Below are 14,769 nucleotides of genomic sequence, written 5' to 3'. Positions count from 1 at the left end.
CCCGCCGACGCGGGCGGCGATCACGCCGCACGCGGCCGATCGAGCGCCTGCAGCAGCGATGCGACCAGTTCGGTTCTGAGCCGTCGCCAGGCGTCCCGCGGCGCGCCCACGAGGCCCTGGTTGATCTCGAGCTCGACGCCGATATAGCGATCCGCGTCGAAGCGCCGGCGCAGATACGCCGTGAAGCCGTCGGACTTGCCCGTATACGGATAGTTGCGCCGCAACCGCAGCTCGGGGGCGTGGCGCCGCAGGCTTGCGAGCCAGGCCCGGCACAGAGCCGCCTCCCCTGGGCGCGCCGGATCGTACAGCAGACCGACGTCGGCCCGCCGCACCACGCCATCGAGCACCGGCGTGAAGCTGTGGCTCGACACATGCACGACGCGCCGGCCCTCCTCGACGGCCCGCGCGATGATCCCCTCCGCGCGCGTGCGGAATGGCAGGTAATGGCTTTCAAAGATCTCGCGACGCAACGCCTCCGGCTGCCGGCGGATCATTTCGGAGTAGAGCCGCGGGTGGCCCGGCGAGCGGTTGAGGTCGACCAGCAGGCGGCTCGTCGTCGCGTAGATCAGCGGCGCCGCCAGCGCGTGCGAGAGTTCGCGCGCCATTGCCAGCGCGCCGGGGTCATAGCCGCGATGGCTCGCGAGCAGCGCCTCGTGGCCGGCAAAACAGTCGCGATAGCGCGGCGGGATGCGGTTGCCGCCATGTTCGCAGGTGATCAGCAATGCGCAGGCATCGCCCGGCGCCGTGCTCATGATCCGGCTCCCGCGAACAGCCGCCCTTCGGCAAGGCAATCGCACAGTTGCCGATACACGGCCTGCAGGTCGGCCCGATCGAAGTTCGCGCCGAGTGCGCGCAGGATCCGGCGCGCGAGCGGCCCCTCTGCAAGGATGCGGTCGAGAATGTCCCGGTGCGCGGCCGACAGCAGCGGATCGCCGGCACAGGCCCCGAGCAGGTGGTGCCAAAGCTCGTCCGCCCGGCACTGCGAGCGCGGATAGCCCAGCAGCGCCAGGTAGGCGGAGTCGTCGATCACGGCACGGTCGGCATCGCAAATCGTGCGCAGCAGAAGGTCCAGGAGCTTGTCCGTCGCGATCGCCTGCTGCGCCGCGAGCGTGGACCAGCGCTCGTCGAAGAGCGCGCGAACGACGGCCGTCGCCGCCGCCGCGATGGCGAGGTCGGCCTGCGGGCACTCCTGCACGTCGATGACGCGGATCTCCAGCGCGTTGCGGTCGAAGCGCGGCATCACGCCGCGCGTGTTGAGCCATTCGTGCTGAAGCACGCCTTCAGTGTCGAGGGGGGCGATGTCGCGGTACATCGGCGCGAGCACGGTGGCTTCATATTCGGCCCGGCTCGCGGCCGTGTCCGGAATGAGGCGGCCGATCAGCGACGGCACGCGCATCGGATGATGCCGGTAGGACTCCATGCGGAAGTCCAGCCATGCCGTGCGCCTCCCCTCCGCCAGCGGCGAACTCGCCGCCAGCGCCGGCAGCAGCGGCAGCAGCACCCGCACCGCGGCGTGCAGGCGCGCGAACTCGCGGTCGTCGGCGAAGGGCAGGTTCACGTGCATGCTCTGCAGGTTCGCCCAGCCGTGATGGCGACAGTCGAAGATGCGATCGTAGCTGCAATAGATCGCCGCGTTCTGGTGCGGCCAGAGCCGGGTCTCGCGCCCCGGGTCCATCCACGGATGTGCCGCGGTCGGCATCAGGCGCGCGCCCAGGTCGGCCAGCAGCGTGTCCATCGCGCCGATCTCGGACTGAAATCCGGCCGCCAGCGCCGCCAGGTCGCCGGTCGGCCGCAGGTTCTTGAGCTCGATCAGATGCAGCACCAACTCATTCGACCAGCCGTAGGGGCCGCGTTCCAGGTCGGCAACCTGCGCACCGGCCGCGCGCCGCAGCAGCTCGTCCGCGATCGGCAGCACCGCCAGCGTCGCGCGGTCCACGATCATGTATTCGAGCTCGATGCCCCAGCCCGCGAAAACGTGCAGGGGCTTCATGCGAGTTTCCCCTTGAGCCGCTCCAGCCGCGTGGCGAAGACGTCCATGACGTGGCGGTAGAGCGCATCCTTCAGCACGCCGTCCTCGTTGCCGGCATCGACGTTGGGATTGTCGTTGACCTCGATCACGTAGCTGCGGCCCCCGACCTCCTTGAGGTCCACGCCGTAGAAGCCATCGCCGAAGAGGTTCGCGGCCTTGAGCGCGGTCCTGAGAACTTCCGGCGGCGCCTCCTCCAGCGCCAGCGCGACAGTGGCGCCCTCCTCGCAGAGGTGATGCGCATCGTCATGGTGGATGATCTGCCAGTGCCCGGGCGCCATGTAGTACTTGCACACGAACAGCGCCCGGCGGTCGAGGACGCCGACGCGCCAGTCGAAGGCCGTCGGCAGATACTCCTGGGCCACGATCAGGTCCGACTTCTCGAGCAGCCGCGCGACCTGCGCGGCCAGCTCTTCGGCAGACTCGACCTTGACGACACCGAGCGAGAGGCAGCTGTCGGGCTGCTTGAGCACGCAAGGCAGCCCGACCGCGGGGATGATGTCCTGCACGTTGCCGCGGTGCACGAGCAGCGTCTTCGGCGTCGCGATGCCGTGCTGCTGCATCAATTCCGCGAGATACACCTTGTTGTTGCAGCGCAGGATCGACAGCGGGTCGTCGATCACGACCATTCCTTCGGCGGCTGCACGGCGCGAGAACCGGTAGGTGTAGTGATTGATGAAGGTGTTGTCGCGGATGAAGAGCGCGTCGAACTGGGCGAGCCGCGCGAGATCCTGATGGCCGATGAGCTCGGTCGCCAGGCCCAGCTCCCGCGCCGCCTTCTCGAACTTACGGATGGCCGCGGCATTGGAGGCGGGCTGGGGGTTGTCGGGGTCGCGCAGGATCGCCAGCGTGAAGCGCGGCGCCTGGCGCCGCCGCAGGCGCGGCCAGCGGCCGGAGAAATAGGCGCGGGCCGCATCGATGACGAAGTCCCGGTGCTGCGGCGGGATCTCGCCCACCGCGATCGGCGTGACGCGCTTCACATGCCAGGCGCCGTCACCGTTCTTGCGCGTGAAGTTGGCCTGCAGCAGCGGCGCCTGTAACAGCTCGAAGATGTGACGGCACAGCAGGTCGTAACGCGCAGCGACGTTGCGCCCGAAGTAGATGCTGAGCGTGAAGGCCTCCGACTTGATCGGCGCGAGCGACTTCTGGATCAGCGCGTCGAGGTCCGAGGTCAGCAGCCGCACCAGATTCTGCGATTGCAGATCCTCGATCGTGCTGACCCCGGGCAAAGGCTTGTGGCTGCGCGCCTCCGCGAGCAGCGAAACGTAGTAGCCGAGGCTCTGGTAGCGATAAGAGCGGCACAGGTTGAACACCTGCATGACGCCCGCCCCCGCCCAGGCGGGCTGGGTCAGGTAGTCGCGGCCGGACACCACGGTGACGTCGGGCATCGCCAGCGGCCAATCCTTCGGATTGCTGACGACGACCAGTACGCTCATGACCGACTCCTGCCTCGTGGCGGATGAATCACCAGCAGGTTGGCGTCGTGGGTGACGATGCCGAGCAGGATGGCGCCGACCGCACGGTCGATGCCGAGCCAGTACTCGCGCGACAACCCGTAGGGATGGGGCCCGAAGGGGTCATAGACGAGGACCGTGCGCGCCGGCCGATCGTAGCCCGCCAGCACCACGAAATGACCGCCCGGCGTGCCGCGGATGTCGTCGGGCAGGTCCTGCGGACCGTACTCGCGCATCGTTCGATAGAGATAGGTCGAGCTCAAGCCCGTGATCACCGGCAGGCCGCGCCGCAGCAGCCCGCGCAACAGATAGCGCGACAGATCCTTCAGGCGCAGCCGCCCGCCGAGCCGCAGGAATTCGAGGTAACCGTCGGTGACCTCCTGCACCCGCCCGTTGTCCGCCTTTTCGATCCGCTGGCGCTGCAGGCGATCGCGGATGTCGGCATTGCGCGCAAACCAGACGGGGTCGAAGACCGTCAGGTTGTAGGTGTAGATCGTGGCCTCGAAGCCTTGCCGCAATGCGTCGCAGGCGAGGAACACGGCGACCGTCCCGCCTCGTTGCAGCTTGCCGGTGCGCTCGATCACGTCCTCGAGCCGTTCCTCCCGGCCCCAATAACGGTAGATCGCGTGAAGACAGGTGGGACCGCAAGTCGTCTCGTCGGGTTGCGGCAGCATGGGTACGTGCAGATGAAGTCGCGGTCGCAACATGAACTCATCCTGCAAGAAAGACGGGCAAATCTCCGGTCCGACGGCCCCCGGACGCGACCGTGCGGCACTCAAGCTGACGTCAGGCAATTACCGGACGGGTTGATAAATGATAGGCCTCAATACCGGAATCGGCGGCCGTGAGTGTGAAGATCCGTGAAGGAAGACGCGCGCGGCATGCATGCAGGGAGCTGCGGCTGCGCGACATCCGGGCTCGATGACGGGAAGTCCGCAAACCGGATCACAGGCCGGGGCCGCGCGACTCCGTCAATCGTCGAGACTCCGCGGCATCGCGGAATACCAGCGGCACCGCTTTGCCCTCGCCCGCCTCGGCCCGCGCCAGCGGCTCCAGCACCACGCCGTGCTGCGGCGATTTGTCGCACACCGGATCGGCCGCCGCCGGGTCGCCCGCCAGCATGTAGGCCTGGCAGCGGCAGCCGCCGAGGTCCTTTTCCTTTTCCGGGCAGGTCCGGCACGGCTCCTTCATCCAGCCGTCGCCGCGATAGCGGTTGAAGCCTTCGGACTCGTACCAGATCTCGCGCACGCCCGTCTCGCGCACGTTCGGGAACGCGAGGCCGGGCAGCATCTTCGCCGTGTGGCAGGGCAGCGCCGTGCCGTCGGGGGTGACCGTCAGGAAGACGTTGCCCCAGCCGTTCATGCACTTCTTCGGCCGGGTCTCGTGGTAGTCGGGCACGACGAAGAAGATGCGGATGCGGTCGCCGTATTTCTCGCGGTATTCGTTCGTGATGCGCTCGGCGCGTTCGAGCTGCGCGCGTGTCGGCAGCAGCTGGTCGCGGTTGAGCAGCGCCCACGAGTAGTACTGGCTGTTCGCGAGCTCGAGGTATTCGGCGCCAAGCTCGACCGCCATCTCGATGATGCGGTCGATGTAGTCGATGTTGAGGCGATGGATCACGCAGTTCATGACCATCGGCCAGCCGTTCTCCTTGATCATCGCCGCGACGCGCTGCTTCAGATCGAAAGTCCGCGTGTGCGACAGAAAATCGTTGAGCTCGCGCGTCGAATCCTGGAAGGAGAGCTGGATGTGATCGAGGCCCGCGGCCTTCAGCGCCTCGGCGCGCTGGGGCGTGAGGCCGACGCCGGAGGTCAGCAGGTTCGTGTAGAAGCCCAGCCGATGGGCCTCGGCAACGAGCACTTCGAGGTCGTCGCGCATCATCGGCTCGCCGCCCGAGAAGCCGCATTGCACGCTGCCCGCGGCGCGCGCCTCACGCAGCACGCGCAGCCAGTCGTCGGTGGACAGCTCGGGCCCGCTCGACGCGAAATCGACCGGGTTGTAGCAGAACGCGCAGTGCAGCGGGCAACGGTAAGTCAGTTCCGCGAGCAGCCACAGGGGCGGCCCGGGCTGCGGCGTGGCGTGCGATCCCGACATCCTTCGTCCTCCGTTACAGCTCGACCCACTGCTGGGCGCGCGCGAGTTCGAGGAACTTCGCGACGTCGTCCGCGAGTCCGCTCGCCCCGAACGCCTGCTCCAGGTCCGCGACGATCGCCGACACCGTCCGGCTGCCGTCGCAGCGCCGCAGGATCTCGCCCGCGCTCTGGTTGAGCTTCACCATCCCCTCGGGGTACAGCAGCACCCAGGCATTCTGCGCGTCTTCCCACTGCAGGCGGAAGCGGCGCGACACGCGCGGGCAGGCGTCGGCGGCGACCGGAGTGGTCATGCCTTCGGTCCCTTGATCTCGATCTCGCACTGGCTGAGCATGATCGCGTCGGCCAGCGCCCACAACAGGTCGAGCTTGAACTGCAGGATCTCCAGCGCCCGCTCCTGCAATGCACGTGTGCGGCTGAAGTATTCGAGCGTGAAGCGCAGGCCGTGGGCGACGTCGCGGCGCGCCTGCGTCAGGCGGTTGCGGAAGTATTGCAGCCCTGCAGGATCGACCCACGGATACTGGTCGGGCCAGGTGTCGATGCGCTGTTGGTGGATGTGCGGTGCGAAGAGCTCGGTCAGGCTCGACGCGATCGCCTCCTGCCACGGGCGCTGCCGCGCGAAATTGATGTAGGCGTCGACCGCGAAACGCGCCGCGGGCACGACGTAGCGCAAGGACGTGACGTCGTCGCGCGTGAGCCCGACCGCTTCGCCGAGCCGGATCCAGGCCTCGATGCCGCCCGGGTCCTTCACGCCGCCGATCTCGTAGCCGTCGTGGTCCAGGATGCGCTGGATCCACTCGCGGCGGATCTCGCGGTCCGGACAGTTCGACATGATCGCCGCGTCCTTCACCGGGATCGCGATCTGGTAGTAGAAACGGTTCGCGACCCAGCCCTGCAGCTGCGCACGCGTCAGCTTCCCTTCGGCCATCATCACGTGGAAGGGGTGGTGGATGTGGTAGCTCGTGCTCTTGCCGCGCAGCCGCGCCTCGAACTCCTCGCGGCTCCAGGGCGTGGTATCGGCACCCACCGCCTTCTCGGCGGCGTCGGCGATGGCAACGTCGATATGCATGCTCATGCTCCTAGAGCGACAGCTCCATGCCGTCGTAGGCGACCTCGATGCCGTGCGCCGCGAGTTCCGCGCGCTGGGGGCTGTCTTCGTCGAGGATCGGATTGGTGTTGTTGATGTGGATCAGGACCTTGCGCGTGCTTGCCGGCAGCCGGTCCAGCCACTCGATCATGCCGCCGGGGCCGGATTGCGGCAGGTGACCCATCGAGCGGGACGTCTTCTGCGACGCACCGAGGCGGATCATCTCGTCGTCGGTCCACAGCGTGCCATCGACGAGCACGCAGTCCGCCGCCTGCATCGCCGCCCACACGTGCGGTTCCATCTCGCCGAGGCCCGGCGCGTAGAAAAGGCGCCGGCCGCTTTTCGCGTCGACCAGCGTCACGCCAATGTTGTCACCCGGCCGCGGGCGGTCGCGGTGCGGCGAATACGGGGGCGCATTGCTCGTGAGCGGCAGCGCCTCGAAGCCGATGCCGGGCACGCCGGGCATCGCGAAGGCGCCGGCAAGCGGCACCTCCTGCCAGTCGAGGCCGCAGTAATGCGACAGTACGTTGAAGAGCGGATTGCCGGCCGACAGGTCTTCGCGGACCGGGGCGGTACACCACAACTGGTGCGGCGAACGATGCTCGCGCAGCATCAGCAGCCCGGTCGTGTGGTCGATCTGCGCGTCGATCAGCACGATCGCGCGGATTGCAGTGTCGCGCAGCGCGCGCGCCGGCTGCAGCGCGGGAAACGCCCGGATCTGCTGCAGCACGTCGGGCGAGGCGTTGAAGAGCACCCAGTTCTCGTCGCCGCCGCTCGCCGCGATCGACGACTGCGTCCGCGCCGTCGCGCGGATCGTGCCGCGCCGCAGGCCATCGCAATTCGGGCAGTTGCAGTTCCACTGCGGAAATCCGCCGCCAGCCCCGGATCCGAGCACCCTGATCTTCACGCACTCACCTCTTCATTCGACAGCACGGCCTGCCGCAGCAGGCCGTGCCTGGACGCTCAGCGCGTCGCGATGTACATCGTGATTTCGAAGCCGAAGCGGAAGTCGCAAGCCGACGGGGTTTCCCATTTCATGGTGTGTCTCCTGTATCTGTCGAGGTTCGTTGAAGCCGCAGCAGCCAATTGCCGGGCTGGAAAACAGGATGCCTCCGAGCACCCCGAGCGCGCATCGCGAAAGCCGGGAATGGGGCCTCATGATTTTCATGAGACGCGCATCCGTGGCTGTTCTCCGGCCGCGCGCGGGGAATATCCCCCAACCCAAAATCCGGTATCGGGCCGCAGCACCCCTCGCTGGTTTGACGGCCCCGCCGCGCCTCGGAGATACTCGCGCGACTCCAACCGTCCGGCCCATGCTTCATGCATTTCCCGCCCGCTCTATCCCTGCCCTGCCCGAGCACGGGCCCGCAAGTCGCCCTCACCGGCCAGCCGGCCAGCGGGGACTGACGCCGTGGCCATCAAGCGGAACGTCGACCAGAAATTCGACCAGGCGGTGGCCCTGCATCGGGACGGACGCCTTGGCGAAGCGATCATGGCCTATCGGGCGGTGCTCGCCAAGGATGCGAAACACCAGTTTGCACGGCACTACCTCGGCGTGGCCTATCACCAGAGCGGGCAGCTCGCCGAGGCGCTGCCGCTGCTCGAGAGCAGCACGGCGAAACTCGCCGACACCGCCGGCTGCCGGCTGAACCTCGCCAACCTGTACAAGGACCTCGGCCGCTTCCGCGACGCCGAAAAACACTACCTTGCCGCCCGTGCGCTGAATCCGGACCTGCCGCTGATCGGATTCAATCTCGGGCAGATGCGCGAGCGCCAGGGCGATCTTGCCGGCGCCGTCGAGGCCTACCGGACGGCCGGCGCGCTGCCCGAAGTGCTCCGGCGCCTGGCCGTGCTGCGCATCGACGAGGCGCCCGAAGAGGCGCTTGCGCTGCTTTCCACGCCGCCGGACCAGACGGCGCTGGTCGAACGCGAACTCCTTCGCGAGGCGGTACCGCTGCTGGCGTATGCGAATCTGGCGGAGCGAGCCCAATCGGCGATCGCACGCCTGGCCGCGCTCGGCGCCGCCGATGAACTCGTCGAAGCGGGCGCAACCCTCGCGCGCAGCGGGCAATTGCAGCTCGCCCGCATCGCGCTGGGCGAAGCCATCCGCCACCAACCGGAGAACATCCGTGCGGTCGCCGCGCTCGGCACCGTGCTCAACGATCTCGCCGAGTTCGGCGCGGCGGCGGAGGTGCTCGCGCAAGGACTCGCGCACGCGCCGGACGATTACCGCCTGCATGTCGCGCACGGCGACGCACTGAAGGAGCTGGGCGATCTCGACGGCGCGATCGCGGCCCTCGAAACGGCGATCCGCCTACAACCGCAGCGGCTCGACTATCACAGCAACCTGCAGCAATTGCGCCTGTGCCAGCCCGGCTGGCAGCCCGCCGACGCGTTGGCGCTGGCGCAGGAATACGCGGCCGCCGTGAGCCACCACGCACCCCGCCCGGACGGCCTTCCGCCGCTCGCCGCGCCGACACCCCGTACCGGTCGCCGCGTCCGCATCGGCCTCCTCAGCGCCGAGCTCGCCTGGACGCCGATCGGCCGTTTCCTCGCCGGTTTCCTGCGCCACTTTCCGCGCGACCGCATCGAGCTGTGGGTCTTCTCCGACCGGCACGACACGCCGGACGCGCTCGAAAGCGAATTCCGCAAGCGCGTGCATCGCTGGGTCGAATGTTCGGGCTGGCCGGACGAACAACTCGCGCGGTCGATTCTCGATGCACGCCTCGACGTGCTGCTCGACCTCACCGGCCACGCCGGCCCAAACCGCCTGCCCATGCTGTCCTGGCACCTCGCGCCGAAACAAGGCACCTTCCTCGGCTACGCCGGCACGACCGGCGCGCCCGGCGTCGATTTCCGCATCGCCGATGGCATCACCGAACCGCAAGGCGCCGAGGCGACGAGCAGCGAACGCATCGTCCGACTGCCCGGCAGCTATTTCTGCTTTGATCCCGCATGCGAGCTCCCGCCGGAAGGCCCGCTCCCCGCTCGCCGCAACGGCTTCGTGACCTTCGGCTGTTTCGTTCAGCGGCCGAAGATTTCGGTCGAGACGCTGCGGTCCTGGATCGCCGTCCTCGACGCCGTCCCCAACGCCCGCATGCAGGTCCGCTGCCGCTCCTTCACCGACACCGCCGCCCGTAGCCGAATGGCGGAGCAGATTGCCGCACTCGGCGGCGACGCCGTGCGCTTCGACCTCCTGCCCTGGGGCAGCCGTGACGACTTCCTGCGGAACTACCAGCAGATCGACATCGGCCTCAACACCTTCCCCTTCCATCAGGCGACGAATCTTTGCGACGCGCTGTGGATGGGCGTGCCGACGCTCGGCCTGTCCGGCACGGGACACCAGAGCCGCATGGCCGTGAGCATCTGCGACGCGGCCGGCGTCGGCCCGTGGAGCTATCCGAACGTAGGCACCCTCGCCGCCGCGGCGGCGGCAATGGCCGGCAATCTCGACGAGCTGGAAACGCTACGCGCGACACTGCGCAAACGCATCAGCGCATCGCCGCTCGCCGACCAGCGCGGGTTTGCTGCGCGGCTGAGCGAGGCGCTGCTCTCGGTCTAAGCGCCACCAGCAGCACCGTTCGCGCAGGTTTCACTGCCTGGCCGAACGGGCGCCCAGTATTCCCGCGGCCGTCGTCCTCAGCCACCCATGTCCGCTGACGACCAGGATGCCGCCCAACACCAGCAGCGACCCCGCCACGAAGCGCGCTTCCAGCGGCTCGTCGAGCACCAGGGCGCCGAGGACGATCCCGAAGACCGGCGTTAGGAAGGAGAAGACGCCGAGGCGGGACGCGAGGTAGTTCCGCAGCAGCCAGAACCACGCGAGAAAGCTCGCGAACGAGACGATCAGCGTCTGGAACAGCAGCCCTGTCCAGGCCCTCGGCGTGGGATTGAAGCCGCTCTGGCCGAGGGCGATGGCCGCCGCGAGCAGCAGGACGAAGGCGCCGACGAGCTGGTACAGCAGCGTCTGGGCCGGGGGCGTCTGCGAGAGGCTCGAGGTCCGGATCACGACGGTGGTCGCGCCCCACGAGACGCCGCCGAGCAAGGCGAGGAAGTCGCCCCACAGCATGTTCGCAGCCGATGCGGACGGCACTTGCGCGTCGCGTCCGAGGAAGGCTGTCGCGACCCCGGCGAAGGCCAACGCGATGCCCGCCCACTGGATCCATCCCAGGCGTTCGGCGGGCAGTTTCCAGTGCAGGCCGAGGGCGGCGAAGATCGGCGCCGTGTAGAGAAAGACGACGGTGCGCGATGCGCTCGTATGCCTGAGCGCCTCGCCGACCATCAGGTACTCGGCGGCGAAGAGCAGGCCGACGACGACACCCGGCCGCCACGCCTTCAGCGACATCCCCTCCCCGCGCCAGAGCATCAGCGCGCCGACCAGCAGTGCGGCGATGCCGGAGCGCAGCGAGATCTGCAGCATCGGCGCGATGTCGCCGGCGACCGCCTTGAGCGCGACCTGCTGCATACCCCAGATCAGGCAGAGCACGACCATCAGGCTGGTGGCCTGGCCGTCCAGCGATTTGCGGTTGTCCATGGTTTTCCCGTCCGATCCGTAAACAGGATTGTGGCGCTGGCGATCTTTATTGATATAGTGAAAAACCGCCAAAACCTAGAGCCGGACGGCCATGAAAACAGCGCTGACGCGACTCGCGCCGCAGGGCGAGCAACTGCCCTCGCCCATCCATTTCCGCGTCGCCGAATCCCCGGCCAATGCGATCTATCCGACGCACAAACATGCCGGCGGGGAGTTCGTGTACGCCTTCCGCGGCGTGATGGAAGTGAAGGTGCTCGGGCAACACCTGCTGGCGCCGCCCCAATACGGGATCTGGCTGCCGCCCGAGATCGAGCACATCGGCCTGAACCGCAAGGAGGTCGGCCACTGTTCCGTGTATGTCGCAAAGGCGCTTTGCGGAAGCCTGCCGCGGGTGCCCTGTGCGCTCCTCGTCGATCCGCTGATCGTCGCGATGCTCGACCGGCTCCGCGCACGGCCGCCGCAATCGCCGGCGACGCCCGAGGACGAGCGCTTCCTGCAAGTCCTCGTCGACCAGTTGGCCACGGCGTCCTGCGCCGGCAGTTACCTCCCCTCATCGGCCGATCTGGCGCTGGCGCCCGTCCTCCAGGCGCTGGAAGCGCATCCGGAGGACAACCGCCCGCTCGCCGAACTCGCCCGGCTCGCGAACACGACCGAACGCACGCTGATCCGGCGCTGCCAGCGCGATCTCGGCATGTCGCTGTCGGAGTGGCGCCAGCGGCTGCGCATCCTGCGTGCCATGCCGCTGCTCGAATCCGGCCGCAGCGTGGAATCGGTCGCGCTCGAGCTCGGCTATTCGAGCTCGTCGGCGTTCATCGCGATGTTCCGCAAGCTGATGCACGTGACGCCCGCGGAGTTCGCGAAGTCGAAGAAGTGACGGGTCTTTGTGGACCTGTCGCCGGACATTGCGTCGGAAGAGTTCCGGACTGGAGGTCAATCTCCGCTTGGGATCGCGTTCGGCTCAGGGAAAAATCCTCGGGCTTCGACCTTGCTTTGAACGGAACCAAGTCCCTCGCCCGGTGTTCATTCTTCAGGTGGATACCGATGGAGCAGATAGGAGAAACAAAATGGTCAGCAAGAACACGATTTGTCTCTGGTATGACGGCACCGCGTTGGACGCTGCGACGTTCTACGCCGAGACCTTCCCGGACAGCGCGGTGGGCGCCGTCCATCGCGCGCCCGGCGACTATCCCTCGGGCAAGCAGGGCGATGTCCTGATGGTCGAGTTCACGGTGATGGGCATCCCTTGTGTCGGCCTCAACGGGGGCCCGGAGTTCAAACACAGCGAGGCGTTCTCGTTCCAGGTGGCGACCGACGATCAGGCCGAAACGGACCGCTTGTGGAACGCAATCGTCGGAAACGGCGGTCAGGAAAGCGAGTGCGGCTGGTGCAAGGACAAGTGGGGACTGTCGTGGCAGATCACCCCCCGCGCCCTGATGGCCGCGGTCACCGATCCTGATCGGGCGGCGGCCAAGCGCCCGTTCGAAGCGATGATGGGGATGGGCAAGATCGACATTGCTGCGATCGAAGCGGCGCGGCGCGGCTGACGCATCGCGCTACGGCAGTTGGTCAAACCGGACCGGGAACAGACGCGGCAAAGCTGACGACGACGCGCGTGCCGACGCCGGCGCGGCTGTCGATCGTCGTCTTCCAGCGAATGAGTTCGGTGACTCGGGCGACGATCGATAGCCCGAGCCCGCTGCCCGGACTCTCGTCCCCCTTGACGTACCGCCTGAAGACGTCGGGAAACCGATCTTCCGCGATACCGATACCGGTATCGATGATCTCGACACGATCATCAAGCAGCCGAACGGTAATGCTGCCCTCGCGCGTATGCGCACAGGCGTTGCGCAACAGGTTGCTGATGACGACGTAGGCCAGCGAACGTTCGACGGAAACGATCGGTCGTCCCTCGAACTCGCGGACGATGCTCACGCGGCGCCCCGACAGCGACGGCGCGCAATCGGCAATCGCGTCGTCGACGACCTCGGCCATCGCACACGCCGGATCGCCGGATGCTCCCTCTTCGCGGGCCAACAGCAGCATCGCCTCGAGCACATCGCCCATGCGGACGGCTTGGCGATGGATGCTCCGCAGCCGCTGGCGAACGGTGTCAGAGACTTCGGGGCTCTCGATGAGCACTTCGGCCGCGCCGCGAATCACCGCGACAGGCGTGCGCAATTCATGACTGACGTCGGAAGCAAAATAGCTCTCGCGCTGGACAAAGCCGTAAAGACGCATCGCGAACTGGTCCAAGGCCTGCACCAGGCGGCCGATTTCGTTGCCTGGATAGTCGGCCGCCGAGAAACTGAGCGGCGCATGCGGATCGATCGCCGCAGACTTCGCCGAAATTTCGTCGAGGAGGCGCCCTATCGGCCGCACGACCTGGCGTGCCAAACGGTAGCCGACGAGCGTTGCCAGTATCGTCATCAACAGCGTGCCGCCGACGAGAAGCCAGGCAAGCTGGACGAGGCTGCTGTCGACGAACGTCCGGTCGTACAACAGGACGTAAGGGGCACCGGCGATGTCCCCGACCAGCACCGTGTAGTCGCGCTCCTTGATGCGGTGTGCCTCGATACGTTCTACGCCGGCGGCCGGCGGAACGATCGACGGCAAATCGGGATCCGGCAGAAAGGCGCCGTAGATCAGCGTCGTGGCGGGCTGCAGCGCAAGCGGATTGCGCGCTTTTCGGTAACGGAAGCCTTCCATCTCGAAGCGCAGCATGCGCTCGATCGCGCGACCTTCGAGATCGGCGACGAGTTCGTAGGTAATCCCGCTGAGCAGCGCGCTGACGATGAACCCGAGCAGCGCGAAGGGAAGTACCAGCTTGTTGCGCAGACTGTCATAGCGGCGGTTGTTCATGCGCAATCCGATAGCCGAACCCGCGAACGGTGTGCACCAGCTGTCGATCGAACGGTTTGTCGACGGTGCTGCGCAAGGTGTGCATGTGCACGATCAGTGCGTGGTTATCGGCCGGTTGGTCGCCCCATATCTCGCGCTGAATCACCGACCGATGCACCACGTTCGGCGAACGGCGCATCAGCAGCGCAAGGATCTTGAGCGGAACCGGAGGCAGCGTAATGGCTCGCCCGGCACGTTCGACCTTCATCGTTCCGGTATGCAGGCGCAGATCGCCGACCTCAAGCACTTCGTTGTCGACCTCGCGCCCGGCGCGGCGGATCAGGGCGCGGATCCGCGCCTCGATTTCGCGCAGCGCCGCCGGCTTGACGACATAGTCGTCCGCGCCGATATCGAAGGCCGAGACCTTCGTGTCCAATTCGTCCTTGGCCGTCAGCACGACGACCGGCAGGCGGCTGCGAAGCTTCTCGCGAATGCGGCGACAGAGGGTCAGACCGTCCAAGCCCGGCAGCATCAAATCGATGACCACAAGATCGTAGGTGTTTGCCGCGAGCAGGTGCATCGCAGTCAAGCCGTCAGCCGCATGGTCTGTGATGTAACCCTTGAGTTCGAGAAAATCGGCGAGATTTCGCGCGAGATCCTGATCATCTTCGACAATGAGTACGGAACTGGCCATTACGTCATGTGATTCGTCATGTGCTTCGAGGTTTTATCTTAACGCGAGC

15 protein-coding genes are annotated in these 14,769 nt (G+C 67.1%); 3 read left to right on the top strand and 12 right to left on the bottom strand.

The features are described 5' to 3' along the window. Positions 1–20 precede the first annotated feature (20 nt). The 9 genes from AZKH_RS07600 to pqqA form a co-directional block, all read right to left on the bottom strand. Positions 21–752: an N-formylglutamate amidohydrolase gene (locus tag AZKH_RS07600; protein WP_015435170.1), complete on the bottom strand. Its 732-nt coding sequence runs from the start codon at positions 750–752 to the stop codon at positions 21–23. Beyond that, complete coding sequence (locus tag AZKH_RS07595; RefSeq protein ID WP_015435169.1) at positions 749–1,990, bottom strand: glutamate-cysteine ligase family protein; 1,242 nt, start codon at positions 1,988–1,990, stop codon at positions 749–751. The genes AZKH_RS07600 and AZKH_RS07595 overlap by 4 nt, the downstream gene beginning before the upstream one ends. Continuing rightward, on the bottom strand, positions 1,987–3,462 hold the full coding sequence (locus AZKH_RS07590) for a RimK family protein (RefSeq protein ID WP_015435168.1): 1,476 nt from the start codon (positions 3,460–3,462) through the stop codon (positions 1,987–1,989). The genes AZKH_RS07595 and AZKH_RS07590 overlap by 4 nt, the downstream gene beginning before the upstream one ends. Continuing rightward, on the bottom strand, positions 3,459–4,187 hold the full coding sequence (locus tag AZKH_RS07585; RefSeq protein ID WP_041656009.1) for a hypothetical protein: 729 nt from the start codon (positions 4,185–4,187) through the stop codon (positions 3,459–3,461). Before AZKH_RS07585 ends, AZKH_RS07590 begins: the two co-directional genes overlap by 4 nt. A 238-nt stretch (positions 4,188–4,425) precedes the next feature. Then, positions 4,426–5,571 carry a pyrroloquinoline quinone biosynthesis protein PqqE gene (gene pqqE, locus AZKH_RS07580; protein WP_015435166.1) on the bottom strand — a complete coding sequence of 382 codons (1,146 nt, stop codon included), beginning with the start codon at positions 5,569–5,571 and terminating at the stop codon, positions 4,426–4,428. Positions 5,572–5,584: 13 nt separating this feature from the next. Continuing rightward, on the bottom strand, positions 5,585–5,860 hold the full coding sequence (gene pqqD / locus AZKH_RS07575; protein WP_015435165.1) for a pyrroloquinoline quinone biosynthesis peptide chaperone PqqD: 276 nt from the start codon (positions 5,858–5,860) through the stop codon (positions 5,585–5,587). After that, positions 5,857–6,636, bottom strand: a complete 780-nt coding sequence (gene pqqC, locus AZKH_RS07570; protein ID WP_015435164.1) for a pyrroloquinoline-quinone synthase PqqC — start codon at positions 6,634–6,636, stop codon at positions 5,857–5,859. Before pqqC ends, pqqD begins: the two co-directional genes overlap by 4 nt. 10 nt (positions 6,637–6,646) lie before the next feature. After that, positions 6,647–7,561, bottom strand: coding sequence for a pyrroloquinoline quinone biosynthesis protein PqqB (pqqB, locus tag AZKH_RS07565; RefSeq protein WP_015435163.1), 915 nt, complete (start codon positions 7,559–7,561; stop codon positions 6,647–6,649). 56 nt (positions 7,562–7,617) lie between these two features. After that, positions 7,618–7,692 (bottom strand): pyrroloquinoline quinone precursor peptide PqqA, encoded by a 75-nt coding sequence (pqqA, locus tag AZKH_RS27450; RefSeq protein WP_076601006.1) that lies wholly within the window; start codon positions 7,690–7,692, stop codon positions 7,618–7,620. A 373-nt stretch (positions 7,693–8,065) separates the two neighbouring features. Between pqqA and AZKH_RS07560 the strand changes: the two genes are divergently transcribed. Beyond that, positions 8,066–10,216 (top strand): glycosyltransferase family 41 protein, encoded by a 2,151-nt coding sequence (locus AZKH_RS07560; RefSeq protein ID WP_015435162.1) that lies wholly within the window; start codon positions 8,066–8,068, stop codon positions 10,214–10,216. A 30-nt stretch (positions 10,217–10,246) separates the two neighbouring features. Here the strand turns inward: AZKH_RS07560 and AZKH_RS07555 are convergent, their stop codons facing one another. Then, on the bottom strand, positions 10,247–11,188 hold the full coding sequence (locus AZKH_RS07555; protein ID WP_015435161.1) for a DMT family transporter: 942 nt from the start codon (positions 11,186–11,188) through the stop codon (positions 10,247–10,249). A gap of 91 nt (positions 11,189–11,279) precedes the next feature. Here AZKH_RS07555 and AZKH_RS07550 point away from each other — a divergent pair, with 91 nt between their 5' ends. Then, entirely contained in the window at positions 11,280–12,062 is a 783-nt protein-coding gene (locus AZKH_RS07550) for a helix-turn-helix domain-containing protein (protein WP_015435160.1), read from the top strand. Positions 12,063–12,252: 190 nt separating this feature from the next. Further along, positions 12,253–12,732, top strand: coding sequence for a VOC family protein (locus tag AZKH_RS07545; RefSeq protein WP_015435159.1), 480 nt, complete (start codon positions 12,253–12,255; stop codon positions 12,730–12,732). Positions 12,733–12,754: 22 nt separating this feature from the next. Here the strand turns inward: AZKH_RS07545 and AZKH_RS07540 are convergent, their stop codons facing one another. Beyond that, positions 12,755–14,047 (bottom strand): HAMP domain-containing sensor histidine kinase, encoded by a 1,293-nt coding sequence (locus AZKH_RS07540; protein WP_015435158.1) that lies wholly within the window; start codon positions 14,045–14,047, stop codon positions 12,755–12,757. Beyond that, positions 14,028–14,720, bottom strand: a complete 693-nt coding sequence (locus AZKH_RS07535) for a response regulator transcription factor (protein ID WP_015435157.1) — start codon at positions 14,718–14,720, stop codon at positions 14,028–14,030. The genes AZKH_RS07540 and AZKH_RS07535 overlap by 20 nt, the downstream gene beginning before the upstream one ends. Positions 14,721–14,769: the final 49 nt, after the last annotated feature.

It is taken from the genome of Azoarcus sp. KH32C (assembly GCF_000349945.1).
GTDB lineage: Bacteria > Pseudomonadota > Gammaproteobacteria > Burkholderiales > Rhodocyclaceae > Aromatoleum.
Note: the sequence above shows the minus strand (reverse complement) of the source record. Positions and strands in the feature narration are given on the sequence as shown.

Excerpts from the sequence above, each read along its gene's own strand:
- AZKH_RS07600 (WP_015435170.1), bottom strand. The coding sequence starts at position 752 with ATGAGCACGGCGCCGGGCGATGCCTGCGCATTGCTGATCACCTGCGAA.
- AZKH_RS07595 (WP_015435169.1), bottom strand. The coding sequence starts at position 1,990 with ATGAAGCCCCTGCACGTTTTCGCGGGCTGGGGCATCGAGCTCGAATAC.
- AZKH_RS07590 (WP_015435168.1), bottom strand. The coding sequence starts at position 3,462 with ATGAGCGTACTGGTCGTCGTCAGCAATCCGAAGGATTGGCCGCTGGCG.
- AZKH_RS07585 (WP_041656009.1), bottom strand. The coding sequence starts at position 4,187 with ATGTTGCGACCGCGACTTCATCTGCACGTACCCATGCTGCCGCAACCC.
- pqqE (WP_015435166.1), bottom strand. The coding sequence starts at position 5,571 with ATGTCGGGATCGCACGCCACGCCGCAGCCCGGGCCGCCCCTGTGGCTG.
- pqqD (WP_015435165.1), bottom strand. The coding sequence starts at position 5,860 with ATGACCACTCCGGTCGCCGCCGACGCCTGCCCGCGCGTGTCGCGCCGC.
- pqqC (WP_015435164.1), bottom strand. The coding sequence starts at position 6,636 with ATGCATATCGACGTTGCCATCGCCGACGCCGCCGAGAAGGCGGTGGGT.
- AZKH_RS07555 (WP_015435161.1), bottom strand. The coding sequence starts at position 11,188 with ATGGACAACCGCAAATCGCTGGACGGCCAGGCCACCAGCCTGATGGTC.
- AZKH_RS07550 (WP_015435160.1), top strand. The coding sequence starts at position 11,280 with ATGAAAACAGCGCTGACGCGACTCGCGCCGCAGGGCGAGCAACTGCCC.
- AZKH_RS07545 (WP_015435159.1), top strand. The coding sequence starts at position 12,253 with ATGGTCAGCAAGAACACGATTTGTCTCTGGTATGACGGCACCGCGTTG.
- AZKH_RS07540 (WP_015435158.1), bottom strand. The coding sequence starts at position 14,047 with ATGAACAACCGCCGCTATGACAGTCTGCGCAACAAGCTGGTACTTCCC.
- AZKH_RS07535 (WP_015435157.1), bottom strand. The coding sequence starts at position 14,720 with ATGGCCAGTTCCGTACTCATTGTCGAAGATGATCAGGATCTCGCGCGA.